The following is a 12,264-nucleotide window of genomic DNA, read 5'->3' on the forward strand; positions in this document are numbered from 1 at the left end:
GTAATCCGTTTTCTGCATACAGCCATTTCCAAGCTATTCCCGCAACCACCATTGAGATTACTACTGGAGTATAGTAAGCTGCTCTAAACCAATTCATCCCCCGCAGTTTCTGATTTACCAAAATTGCCAGTACTAAGGGAGCAATTACTAAAATTGGTACTACACCTACAAGATATAAAAAAGTGTTTTCCAAGGTTTTCCAAAAAACCGCATCTTTCCAAAGCTTGAGAAAGTTGGCGAAACCTATCCATTGTGGCGGTTGAGCAATATCTTCATATCTGGTAAAGCTGAGGTAAAACGCTTGCAGTGCAGGCCAAAAGACAGTTAAACCTAAAAGAACTAAGGCGGGTAGTAAAAATAAATAAGGGGTCAACCTCTGTTTGATGAACATCCAATTTTTAGGTATCAATTGATTCATAAGAAGTTTAATAGTTGTTTGGGATTTTTCAGAACAAAAATTTGGAGATGTGAGTAGATTTAAGCTTCAATATTTTAAGGGCATATATTTGCTTTTAATAATTCGGAGATCAACTGCAATGGAAACTCAGCACAATCCGCCAATTGAACATCAAAATGTCCCCATAAACCACCGTGGACTGCATGAATTTTTGTATAGTTCTGATGATGAACACACCGCCATTGAGGTGAGTATAACTCCTGAACTGGCAAACAATGGTACTGAAATTATTGACGTTGAGGCTTGGAGTGTGGCTGCTCAGAATGCTAAAATTGCCGGAGTTTATGCGGTATTAGATGCAGAACGTCGCACGCAGTACATTGGCTATTCTCGGAATGTGTTGCTTTCTCTAAACAGCCACATCACCCAAAATGGTAAGCAAAAGTGTGCTTTTGTACGTGTGCAAGCATTCAAGTTTCCCAAGCGTCAGGATATGGAAGATTTACGAGATGCGTGGATAGCAGAACTCGAAGGTACGCCACCTGGTAATGCAACTGATTGCGGAATGTGGGCTAGTACGGTAGGCGAAGCTACTAAGGCGGTAATGTCAGCAGCCCAACTTCAAGCTTACGAGGAGAAAAAGCTAAAACTACGGAAAGCAATGGCTGATACAACCCTTTCTAAAGAATCGGAAACCATAGATGCGAGTGAAGCCGAACGTCAGCGTCAACTTGAAGCTGCTGTGAAAAACGATGACTGGAGTGTGATTATTGACGCACAGACACAGGAAACTAAGTAGTGGCTGTGAAAATATGAGAGTTAAGAGTTTAAAACGCAAAGGGGCGCTGAGGGAAGCGCAAAGGTTCGCTGAGGAGTTATTTTTCTGTGTTTGTTACTCTGCGTTAAAAAAGGATAACGAAATTAGATGCTCTGATTAATTCTGTAGAAGCCCATATCTTTAGGTACGGTTCCCCTGTCGAGAAATCCCCCCTGCGATCGCTACTTACCCAAGATAAGACGCGGTAAATTGAATATGTAGCGTCTAAAAGTGAATGCTACAAAGTTGCTGGTTACGGGCTAGCGTTAGCGACATCTTGCAACACTGATCCCAAAATAGGGAAAAATCATAAATAATAATTCCGTTTTTCAAGCGATTGTCTTATGCGTAAAAAACTACAACAAACCATCAAACCTCTGTTAAAAACCTTCTTAGCCCTAAGCTTAGTCTTAGCTTTGGCTCTTGGTCACGCCGATGGCGCATTAGCAGCCCGCAGTGGGGGTCGTATCGGTGGTGGCTCTTTTAGAGCGCCTTCTAGCCGCACCTATACACCGCGCACATACTCACCTCCGGGCGGGGGCGGATATTATCCTGGTGGTGGTTTTGGTGGTGGCTTTGGCTTTCCGTTCCTAATTCCCTTCTGGGGTGTTGGGGGAGGATTTGGTGGTATATTTACCATCTTAATTTTCTTGGCGATCGCTAATTTCTTATTGCAAACTTTCCGCCGCGTCTCTAGTGGTGAAACTCCAGAAGCAGATTACAGCAGTAACTCTCCTGTTTCTGTAACTCGTTTGCAAGTAGGTTTGTTAGCTCAAGCCCGTGAATTGCAAAATGAACTCAACCACATTGCTGAAACTGCTGATACTAACACCCCAGAAGGTAGAGCAGAAATTCTCCAAGAAGCCAGTCTAGCTTTACTCCGCCATCCCGAATACTTTGTATATGCAGGTGGTGGCACTCAACAAGCCAGTTTAAATTCGGCTGAAGGTCAGTTTAATCGGCTGTCACTGGCAGAACGCAGCAAGTTTAGCGAAGAAACTCTTTCTAATGTCAACAACCAGCTAAAAGCAGCCCTTGCCAAAGATGCTTTACCGCCAGTTGGTGAACTCGACAACCCCACTCGCCTATTTACCGAAGGCCCTGGCGAATACATTATCGTCACCTTGCTGGCGGCGACACTAGGTAAGTTTGAAATCCCCACAGCGATTAATAGTGCTGATGATTTGCGTCAAGCTTTGCGGCAAATTGGTAGTATCCCTAGCGAAAAGCTTCTAGCAATTGAAGTTCTTTGGACTCCCCAAGCTGAAAATGATACTCTGACATCTGATGATGTGTTGGCAAATTATCCTGATTTGAGACTTGTTTAATTTCTAAAAAGTCTCGCATTTTAGCGCTAAGAAAAACTTTGTATCTTGGTGCAAAAAATAAGTTTCCCCTTGTGGGCAATAACTAGAAAACCGCTTGTTAATCACGAGCGGTTTCTTGTATGAGTTATGATTCCCAAAGTCGTTGCAGCCCAACCCGTTAAAGCTATGCTTTGTCTCCCCTAGCCCCAAACCTACGGTGTACACACAAGTCTGAAATAGCTGATTAACCAGGGTTTTACCCCACCCTAACCCTCCCCTTGCAAAGGGGAGGGAACTAGATTTCTGGTCTCCCCCCTTTATAAGGGGGGATTAAGGGGGGTAATTCGACTTGTGTGTACACAGTAGTAGCCGCAAATGGGGAGGGGTTCTATGGGTTTAATAAGTAATTAAGCGGACATAATTATGATTTTAGAAAAATTTTGGTAGTATTATCAAAATGCATTATACGCAAAGTGTTATCTTATGCCTAGTGTTGAAGCCGACGAAAAGCGAGAGCATCGCATTAAAACAGAGATCATTGTAGATGCTGAAGACAAAGAAGACCGGGCTATGGGTTGGTACTATTACTTAGAAGAGGCTCTAAATTTTCCCTTTTTGGCTACATGGGCTAAGAAGGGACGCAAATCGGGTTCTGTCGAGGAGAAGCAAGTCGAAGTATTGGGAATGGCCCCAGATGATGAATGCTTGAAAGATATGTTTGTAGAAGTGGCTTATATTAATGGTAAGGATGATGATGTATACTCTGCTAAATTATCTGAAATAGCAGCTATTGATACTGACACTGAAACTCAAGAAGCGATCGCAGACTGGCTCTATTGGATTGCTAGAGGTTATAAATTTTAAATTCTACGACAAATATCGAATGACGCGGCAGGGATTGCCAGCAGCGACAACATTCTCTGGTATATCTTTGACAACTACACTGCCAGCACCAATGGTTGTATTATCACCAATAGTGACACCTGGACAAATAATTGCATTGCCACCAATCCAGACATTATTGCCAATGTTAATTGGGGCAGCTAATTCTCTACCAGAAAGACGAATTTCTGGCTCTGTTGGATGATAAGCAGTATAAATTTGCACATAGGGAGCGCACAAAACATTTTCACCAATGTGAACTGTATTGCAGTCTAAAATTACACAGCCATAGTTCATATATAATTTGTCGCCAGCAAAAATATTACTGCCATAGTCACAGTGAAATGGTGGCACAATTAACGTTTTGTTACCGATTTTCCCAAATAATTCTTGCAAAATTTGCTGTCGTTGCTCTTGCTGTTCTTCAGTTGTAGAATTATACCTTCGCAACAGACGACTGGCTCGCTTACTTTCCGCACCCAATTCTGGATCTTCGGCGAGATATAATTCACCTGCGAGCATTTTCTGTTTTTCGGTTTTTTCCATGACAGATTTATGGGGCTTCTCGATTGTGTACGATAACCTTAGGAATAAGAATTAAATAATATACAATTTATGTCCCTGGTTTACCTCACCCTCAATCCCTCTCCTTATAAAGGAGAGGGATTGAGAGACAGGATGATGTTCCTTAGTAGCGCCCATAGCAATCCTAAATGAGTCGTGAAAATCTCTGATTCCTCTCTCTCCGTTCTCTGCGCGGCAGTCGCTCATGGGGGAAACCCCCTTGGCGCTAGCCTCTCCCTTTGGGAGAAGACCGCGCTGCCTTGTCTCTGTGGTTAATTTATTTTTACAAATAGCATATTACATCGCTTAACTAAATATGGCATAAGTCGCTTTTCCCTGCCGTTTCGCTCGGTACATTGCAATATCAGCATCTCGTAGCAAAGTTGCAGGTTCTTCATAATTAGTAAAATTCCAAGTAATACCAATGCTAGCTGTAGCAGATAATTGATATCCGTTCAGGTTAACTGGCAATCGTAAAGAGTCTTGAATACGTTTAGCAACATTGGTAGCATCAGTAATGTCTTTAATATCCTCCAAAAGAATAGTAAACTCATCACCACCAAATCGTGCTACAGTATCTCCACCACGTAAGCATGATTCTAAACGTCTAGCGATCGCTACTAAAAAATCATCCCCTATTCCATGCCCAAAGCGATCGTTAATCTCTTTGAAGCCATCTAAATCCAAAAATAAAACTGCAAAATAGTAATCACTTCTACGTTTGCTACGCTCAATAGTTTGTCTGAGCCGATCTAAAAACAAAACACGATTCGGTAATTCTGTCAATCCATCATAAAAAGCATTGCGGATCAGTTGCGCTTCTGTCTGCTTACGTTTGGTGATGTCTTGAAAAACTAAAACCACGCCAGTAATATTACCATTGCGATCGCGGATGGGTGCAACATTATCCCCAATCGCTATTTCTTGGCCATCTTTGGTAATTAGTGTACAGTTTTCTGGTAAATTAAAAACTTCACCTGCTTCGATTACATAAGTGGTCAAATTTTCAATTGTTTCTCCTACATCTTTGTTAACTAAGTTAACGACTTCTACTAAATCTTTACCAAAGGCTTCACTTTCTTTCCAACCAGTAATTAGTTCTGCTATGGGATTCATCATTTCAATACGACCATTGGTGTATGTCACAATCACTGCATAGCCCATACTATTAATAATTGCCGTTAACCTCTGTTTCTCTTCGTATAATATCTTTTTGCTTTGATGTTTATAGAGGGTCATTTCAATCACAAAATGTAAATCACTTTCAATAAATGGTTTGACTATGTAATTAAAAGGCTCACTTAACTGATTTTTATGTAATGTTTTATATTCCGAATGTTCTGTTAAATATACTACAGGTACATGGAAGTGATTCTGAATAATATCTGCTACGTGTAGACCGTCTATTTCCCCAGCTAGGCAGATATCAATTAATACTAGATGTGGATGATTTTCTGCTACCTTTTTTATTGCATATTCACCAGACTTGGTGATTTCTGATACTAAATAACCTAATTTTTCTAAACTTTTTCTAATATTTGAGGCTATAATTTTTTCATCCTCAACAACTAGGATTTTGCGGGCGAACATGTTAAAACAACCTGTTTTCTAAGGTTCAGATTTTTTGTTGTCAGTGTCAACTCGATCGGAAAGTCGTAATCTTATCATAAACAATTTCTAACTACGCTGTCGTCTTGCCTGATATTAATACTGACTAATGAATAAATAGCATCATGTTATTAACCTCCAACAACTTATATCGTTGTTAAAGCTAATCTTAATTACTTTGTACAGCTAATATCATGCTATTAACAGCAAACCAAAATTACCATGTAATTACAACTACTAAAAAATTGATTTTAGAATGTATATAATATTTTGTCTGGGAAGGTAAACAGTAAGTATAGTATCTATAGAAGAATTAATCAAGAATAAAATTTAATCAAATCACAGAATAATACTTTAATGCAAGTTGAAAAAAGCTAGATTTTGTTGTATATAATATCCTAATATGCATTCACTAAATTATTACTAATAATTAATCATTATCTGGAATTAAAGAATTTCATACTGCTTTACTTACAAATAATTTTTCTCGGAGTCGGGGTCTAGATTATCGTCTGAAACTGTCTGAAATCCTCAATGATATGTAAGATGATTTTACTTAGAACTATTCATACATGAGTCGTAATTTTTTTTAGAAAATCTCAGTAGTCCTTCCACGCCATGTATTTGAGAAATCAAATACTAGTCCTATAGCTTCTGGTTGATACTTAATCACAAATTCTGTACTCTGAAAATATGCAAGTAAAATGCTCATTAGCAGATCGCGGTATTTTTTGGTTTTTTAATAACGAGTAAGTGCTGGGGGGAATGGCAGGAAAGATTCTCTTTGTAAGATACTTCCACGCTCCACTTAAACCCCCTTTTTTTACTAAGTGACAGATATTGAAAAAAAACACATATTGTGCTTTAAAGATTGGATTTGTTTTTAGTCAGTTCAATGCTAATTTTGCCACTAAAGTCTGGAATAGGTGCAGCAGGTTTGCTGAGAGTGACTTGGACTTTTGTTACACGATCGCACTCTTGGAGGATAGAATCTGCGATCGTTGTTACCAATTTCTCCACCAAAACAAATTTAGACGTTTTGATCAGATGTTGTATCAAGCTAATGACGCTGCGATAATCTAAAGTGTCTTCGATCGCGTCAGTCTTGGCCGCTGTGGAGATATCCAACCATAACCTCACATCCACCTCAAACCATTGTCCTAGCACCTGTTCTTCTGGTAAATACCCAGTGTAGCCATAGCCGCGAATTCCCGTTAAATGAATGCAGTCCATAAAAGTTTGAGAGCAAATTGGGCATTTTGTAGAAAGTGGAGCAAGTTTGCTTGGAGATTTTCTTTCCCAGAAACTCGCGTGGCGCTGTTGGATTCCATCACCACATTGATGGATTTTAAATTGAATTTCCCTAGATAAAATCTAAAATTTAAGATTGTTTTATAAAAATTATGACTGAAAATCCCGAAATTAGAACCTAAAAAATTTTTGGATTTTTAAGTTTTAATGTCTTTTAAGTCGGGGATAAAAGAAAAGCCGTGCGGGGGATTTATCCCCTAGTGACATTTTGTGTTATGTTGTTTTTAACAGGAATGGTAATCAACCTGTATAAAAACCTAACTGCCTAACAGCAATCTGTACCTTGACAACTGAATCTATGCGGTTCTACTGCATTGTTCTAGTTTCCTCCTAGCAGTAGGTAAAAGATTCATAGGAGCTAGACGAATCAGAATTTTGAAACAAATCGTTTCAAGTTAAACAGGACTTGCAGCAATGCAACTACCGAGGGGCACTCGGAAAGTTAACGCTTGGGGAGAGTCCCACCTCTTGGCTAGGTAACGCAAGGAACCTAGTTTAAGTGGTCTCATTGAGCCAAGAATCCCCGTCGATTTATCGCGGGGAGTGTCAAAGCTATGTTTGATTTAATGCCGATCGCCTATAAAAATGTTAATCAACTTTGGGCTTATATTTTAACAGAGACGCTAAAGCGGTTGGGATTGACTTGTGCGATCATTTGTCCGGGATCGCGCTCTACACCCTTAGCGATCGCCTTTGCTCAACAAGCACCTGAGATTGAAGCGATTTCCATTCTCGATGAACGTTCCGCCGCCTTTTTCGCCTTGGGACAAGCTAAAGCAACTGGACTACCTGTGGTATTAGTTTGCACCTCTGGTACAGCCGGGGCAAATTTTTATCCAGCAGTAATAGAAGCCTCATATAGTCGCGTCCCACTGTTGATATTGACTACCGATAGACCCCCAGAATTGCGAGATTGTCACTCTGGGCAAACTGTAGATCAATTGAGATTATATGGAAACTACCCAAATTGGCAAACAGAGTTAGCCTTACCCTCCGCCGATTTGGGAATGCTAGCTTATCTGCGACAAACGGTAATTCATAGCTGGGAAAGGGCGCAAACTCCGACAAATGGGCCAGTACATTTGAATATTCCCTTTCGCGATCCCTTAGCGCCTGTTCCTGATGGAATTGACTTGAGTTATTTGCGATCGCAGTTTCACCCAGAAGACTTTTTCGCAGGAATAGCAAACCCATGCCCCATGCCCCATGCCCCATGCCCAATACCCAAAGAATGGAAAGAATGCGATCGCGGCATTATTATCGCAGGTGTTGCCCAACCGTCGCAACCAGAAGAATATTGTAGAGCGATCGCGTACCTTTCCCAAACTCTCAAATGGCCTGTGCTAGCTGAGGGACTTTCCCCAGTCAGAAATTATGCCGAACTCAACCCCTATTTAATTTCCACTTATGACCTGATTTTGCGAAACCAGCAATTAGGAAAGCAGTTAGCGCCCGAAATGGTGATTCAGGTGGGAGAAATGCCTACGAGTAAAGAACTGCGTACCTGGATAGATGCAACGCAACCGCGACGCTGGGTAATTGACAAAAGTGACCAAAACCTCGACCCTTTGCATGGGAGAACGACGCATTTGCGGATATCTGTAGAAGATATAAAAGCAGAGGAGATAAATTTATCTTTCTCCTCAGACTATTTGCAGCAATGGTGTGATGCGGAAGCGAAGGTTAGGTTAGTTGTTGATCAGACGATGGGGAAAATAGATAAAGTCATTGAGAGTAAAGCAGCTTGGTTAATTTCTCAGATTTTACCGCCCGGAACGCCTCTGTTTATTGCCAATAGTATGCCTGTGCGGGATGTGGAATATTTCTGGAAACCGAATAATTTAGGAGTGCGATCGCACTTTAACCGGGGTGCAAATGGCATTGATGGCACATTATCCACAGCTTTAGGAATTGCCCATCGCCAGCAAAGTAGTGTGATGTTAACAGGAGATTTGGCTCTGTTGCATGACACCAATGGTTTTTTAATCCGCAATAAGTTTGTCGGACATTTGACGATTGTGTTAATCAATAACAATGGCGGTGGTATTTTTGAAATGTTACCCATTGCCAAATTTGACCCACCATTTGAAGAGTTTTTTGGCACTCCCCAGGATATTGATTTTGCTCAGTTGTGCGCTACTTATAATGTGCAGCATGAATTGATTACTTCTTGGCAGCAGTTGCAGCAAAAATTAAACCCGCTACCAGCTACAGGAATTCGGATTTTGGAGTTGCGGACAAATCGTAAAGCTGATGCAAAATGGCGACAAGAGAATTTAAAAAAATTTGCTGCATATATTTTAATTTGACTATATAAAATATAACGATTTAGTGAAATGCTTGTGTAATTAAAGTTAAAGGTACTTTAAGACAAACGTTTAAATTAGAAATTTAATTTGCTAAATATACGGTTCAACACTTAAATCAATCTTTTGAATTAGAGTGGGCAGATTATATTCTTCACTTAATGCCAAATTGAGTTTTTCTATAACTTCAGATTGCTCCATTAAGGTGTTCATTATACCTTTAGCTATAGATGAAGGTATAACATGGCTAAATATCATTCTGAAAACCAAACCTCCACTCATAAAAATAGACATATCTTCATTTAAACTAAACTCGATTGCTTGATTATCAAAAATAATCATCTCCTTAGTTAAATTTAACTGAGCAGTTTTCTTCCGCGATATCCAATCAGATTTCAATCCCATTTTCCGAGAAATATTAATTAGCTCATCAAAATCAATAGCTATAAAAAATTTAACTTTACCAAAAGTCATTGCTACCAGATGATCTTTTGTAAATGCTTTAATAAAAAATGGTTCTGCTAATGGCTTATTCAAACATGAGCTTACATAGTTAAATACCGGAAAGCGTTTACCCGTTTTGTTATAAATTAATTCGCTGATTAATTGACCACCTATTTCGGCAAATTTATTTCTATAAACACCAATATGTATACAGTCTTCTATAATCTCATATTTCCAATCTTTATTTCCACTATATAATTCATTAAGCATTCTTATCAAAACGTGAGTAAAATATTCGACTTCTACAGGCTTTTCAAGAATAAAACTTGGTAGTCCTAAAATATTATCAATACTAGAACCCATATTAATAATATTTGAAAGTTTTTTCATTTTTATTGTTTGATTTATCATTCTCTTTGTTTGCGTAGAAATCTTTTGATTATGATCTTTTTCAATTTGGGTTACTAAGCTATCTATTGTGTGTCCACTTTCCTCTCCCTTTTTAATAAGGTTCTTAACTACTTCATTTATGTTTCCTTCTTTTAGTTCTATAACTGATAATTCTTCATAATTTTTGAATAGAATATCACCAATACCAATAAAAGAGGTTATGTCGGAAATTAATGCAATACTTTCAGGATGTGCTGTATGAAGTTCATTTATTGCTTCTAGAGCGTGTTCAATATTGGATTGAGACAAGTTAACCTCATCTGGTCTTCCCGAATATAGTTTTCTGGCTACATAACTTTGTGCATAAAATAAACTCCATGCAATAGTATCAGCTATTTTTCTATATACTTTATCTTCAAAAAGTTTTATATTAATTTTATCTTGAATATTACTAACTTTATTTGTATCTTTATTCATTCTATAAAATTTTAAGCTTTCCTTAAGCTGATTTATCTCTTTTTGATTAGTTATGATTTGTTCAATAATAAAGTTTTGAGCTTTTCTAAAACCAAGATGACAATTTATAATTAATCTTTGTTGATAATCTGGAAGCATTAATGAACCATTGGGAAATTCTATATTTGTAACTACTGTTCCGTATTCACGTACATCAAACAACAAATCTCTTAAACTATTCTCAAATAAAGTACGATTTGGTGAATTTTTAACTTGATCCATATATTTAAATCTTTTTACTGAAAAAACAAATCCTAATAATAGTATTCCCAGTAATATTCTTTTTATATCTATGAACTGAAATAAAAATTAAAATGAAGTTATGCTAACAAAACTGAGTGATGTAATGGAAAAACTCCCACTAGCACGTCGAGCAAAAATCAAGCTCGCGCTCAAGAGCTTATTGCTGAAAACATGAAGCTTTAAGAAATCAGAAAAGCGAGAAAGCTAACTTAGGAATCTACTGATTGATTTTATAACCACCCTTTCAAGTCCGCGATCGCAATCTCAATTCCAACAACGCCAAAGCTAACGCTTCTAAAGTTCCTCAGCAATTTCACCAAATAGTCGTTTTCACGTCGCAGGACGAGCGATCGCACTTTTGCTTCCACCGCTTCCTGATATACTTGCGTGTCTGCAAATACTTATAGCCATAATTATTTTACGGGGTGCGATCGCCCTTCTTCTCTGCTCCTCTACGTGAAATTTACCCTCTTACTTCACCTTGTAACCATCCTTCCAAATCAGCAAGAGTAGAGAAATCTAACAAAGCATCACCTAAAACTTCCAACTGTTCTAGCGACAACACCTGAATTTGGCGTTGAAGTTTATCGGGAAATTCACCAAATCGCCGTTTTAATTGTCGTAAGATGAGCGATCGCGCTTCTTCCTCTCGCCCTTCTTGCTTCGCTTCCAGAATAGCCCTTGGTTCTTCCAAATTCAGTCCCAACATCGCTTGAATCTCCTCTCGACTCAGGTTAGAAAATTTGTAGACAATAATCGTCGTAACTAAATCAATTATCGCTTGCTCGGACTGTTGCTGTGCTTGTTGTAGCAAAAACCGCGCCCCTTCGACTGCTTCCGTTTCAGAAGTAACATTTGTCAGCAACATCAAACCCAATCCTAAAGGTTGTTGTCGCAAATCCCCCAACTCATCTAGATAAACCCGCCTGATTTGACCACTTTCCAACAAAGCGCGGTGAATTGTTGAGTTAGAAGGTTCCAGACTGCGAGAAGCAAAAATTATTACTCCAAACCAGTCATCATAACGGATAGAGTTACGGTAGAGAAACAAAAACAATTCGCTGAAGAAGCGGTGATATAAGTCTTCATCCTTCTGAAACTGGACTTCAGCAAAAAAGACGGTTTTGGAAGCTGCATTTGCGGGAGGTAAAAACACTCCATCAATCCGAAACGCCGTTTCTTTCACCTCGACTGATTCAAACTGGTAGTTTTCCGCTTCTTTTGGTGGTTCATCTACTAATTCAAACAGTAAACCGGGAAATTGCTTAAATAATTTGTAGAAAATGGTGTCACGTCTCATTTTTATTCCTCAACACCCAGACAATTACCCGATTGTAAAGGCTTAAGATACTAATTTTAGCGTAGGTGTAGCCCACCGCAGGTATCGCATGTCCCTACGTCCGCGATAAAATTCTCAAGCACAACAGCGCACTCCATACCAATGCAAATTAACTGGCAAACTGCCAAAACCTACGAAGA

At 39.0% G+C, this 12,264-nt stretch carries 11 protein-coding genes; 4 read left to right on the forward strand and 7 right to left on the reverse strand.

Annotation, left to right across the window (positions count from 1 at the left end; translation table 11 throughout):
• The coding region (locus HWQ37_RS34330; RefSeq protein WP_292755825.1) for a carbohydrate ABC transporter permease at positions 1-418 on the reverse strand (418 nt) is incomplete at its 3' end.
• 118 nt (positions 419-536) lie between these two features.
• Here HWQ37_RS34330 and HWQ37_RS34335 point away from each other — a divergent pair.
• The 3 genes from HWQ37_RS34335 (at position 537) to HWQ37_RS34345 (ending at position 3,385) form a co-directional block, all read left to right on the forward strand.
• Positions 537-1,196: a GIY-YIG nuclease family protein gene (locus HWQ37_RS34335; RefSeq protein ID WP_292755827.1), complete on the forward strand. Its 660-nt coding sequence runs from the start codon at positions 537-539 to the stop codon at positions 1,194-1,196.
• Positions 1,197-1,558: 362 nt separating this feature from the next.
• The gene (locus tag HWQ37_RS34340; protein WP_292755829.1) at positions 1,559-2,542 is read left to right on the forward strand and encodes a DUF1517 domain-containing protein; all 984 of its coding nucleotides are present in this window, start codon (positions 1,559-1,561) and stop codon (positions 2,540-2,542) included.
• Between the two features lie 462 nt (positions 2,543-3,004).
• The gene (locus tag HWQ37_RS34345; RefSeq protein WP_292755830.1) at positions 3,005-3,385 is read left to right on the forward strand and encodes a calcium-binding protein; all 381 of its coding nucleotides are present in this window, start codon (positions 3,005-3,007) and stop codon (positions 3,383-3,385) included.
• 3 nt (positions 3,386-3,388) lie between these two features.
• Here the strand turns inward: HWQ37_RS34345 and HWQ37_RS34350 are convergent, their stop codons facing one another.
• From HWQ37_RS34350 to folB, 3 genes are all read right to left on the reverse strand, one after another.
• On the reverse strand, positions 3,389-3,949 hold the full coding sequence (locus HWQ37_RS34350) for a sugar O-acetyltransferase (RefSeq protein WP_292755832.1): 561 nt from the start codon (positions 3,947-3,949) through the stop codon (positions 3,389-3,391).
• 324 nt (positions 3,950-4,273) lie between these two features.
• On the reverse strand, positions 4,274-5,557 hold the full coding sequence (locus tag HWQ37_RS34355) for a GGDEF domain-containing response regulator (RefSeq protein ID WP_292755834.1): 1,284 nt from the start codon (positions 5,555-5,557) through the stop codon (positions 4,274-4,276).
• An 882-nt stretch (positions 5,558-6,439) separates the two neighbouring features.
• Complete coding sequence (folB, locus tag HWQ37_RS34360) at positions 6,440-6,808, reverse strand: dihydroneopterin aldolase (RefSeq protein ID WP_292755836.1); 369 nt, start codon at positions 6,806-6,808, stop codon at positions 6,440-6,442.
• 632 nt (positions 6,809-7,440) lie between these two features.
• On the opposite strand from folB, the gene menD reads away from it, so the two are divergent.
• Complete coding sequence (gene menD, locus HWQ37_RS34365) at positions 7,441-9,195, forward strand: 2-succinyl-5-enolpyruvyl-6-hydroxy-3-cyclohexene-1-carboxylic-acid synthase (protein WP_292755838.1); 1,755 nt, start codon at positions 7,441-7,443, stop codon at positions 9,193-9,195.
• A gap of 90 nt (positions 9,196-9,285) precedes the next feature.
• Here menD and HWQ37_RS34370 read toward each other — a convergent pair whose 3' ends face one another.
• The 3 genes from HWQ37_RS34370 to HWQ37_RS34380 all read right to left on the reverse strand — a co-directional run bounded on the left by HWQ37_RS34370 (position 9,286) and on the right by HWQ37_RS34380 (position 12,085).
• Positions 9,286-10,764: a hypothetical protein gene (locus tag HWQ37_RS34370; RefSeq protein WP_292755840.1), complete on the reverse strand. Its 1,479-nt coding sequence runs from the start codon at positions 10,762-10,764 to the stop codon at positions 9,286-9,288.
• 251 nt (positions 10,765-11,015) lie between these two features.
• On the reverse strand, positions 11,016-11,153 hold the full coding sequence (locus HWQ37_RS34375) for a hypothetical protein (protein ID WP_292755842.1): 138 nt from the start codon (positions 11,151-11,153) through the stop codon (positions 11,016-11,018).
• A gap of 95 nt (positions 11,154-11,248) precedes the next feature.
• Complete coding sequence (locus HWQ37_RS34380; RefSeq protein ID WP_292755844.1) at positions 11,249-12,085, reverse strand: DUF2887 domain-containing protein; 837 nt, start codon at positions 12,083-12,085, stop codon at positions 11,249-11,251.
• Between the last annotated feature and the right edge of the window lie 179 nt (positions 12,086-12,264).

The organism is Nostoc sp. NMS4, assembly GCF_017115095.1.
In the GTDB taxonomy this organism is placed as follows: Bacteria; Cyanobacteriota; Cyanobacteriia; order Cyanobacteriales; family Nostocaceae; genus Nostoc.

Excerpts from the sequence above, each read along its gene's own strand:
- HWQ37_RS34350 (WP_292755832.1), bottom strand. The coding sequence starts at position 3,949 with ATGGAAAAAACCGAAAAACAGAAAATGCTCGCAGGTGAATTATATCTC.
- HWQ37_RS34340 (WP_292755829.1), top strand. The coding sequence starts at position 1,559 with ATGCGTAAAAAACTACAACAAACCATCAAACCTCTGTTAAAAACCTTC.
- HWQ37_RS34370 (WP_292755840.1), bottom strand. The coding sequence starts at position 10,764 with ATGGATCAAGTTAAAAATTCACCAAATCGTACTTTATTTGAGAATAGT.
- HWQ37_RS34345 (WP_292755830.1), top strand. The coding sequence starts at position 3,005 with ATGCCTAGTGTTGAAGCCGACGAAAAGCGAGAGCATCGCATTAAAACA.
- folB (WP_292755836.1), bottom strand. The coding sequence starts at position 6,808 with ATGGACTGCATTCATTTAACGGGAATTCGCGGCTATGGCTACACTGGG.
- HWQ37_RS34380 (WP_292755844.1), bottom strand. The coding sequence starts at position 12,085 with ATGAGACGTGACACCATTTTCTACAAATTATTTAAGCAATTTCCCGGT.
- menD (WP_292755838.1), top strand. The coding sequence starts at position 7,441 with ATGTTTGATTTAATGCCGATCGCCTATAAAAATGTTAATCAACTTTGG.
- HWQ37_RS34335 (WP_292755827.1), top strand. The coding sequence starts at position 537 with ATGGAAACTCAGCACAATCCGCCAATTGAACATCAAAATGTCCCCATA.
- HWQ37_RS34355 (WP_292755834.1), bottom strand. The coding sequence starts at position 5,557 with ATGTTCGCCCGCAAAATCCTAGTTGTTGAGGATGAAAAAATTATAGCC.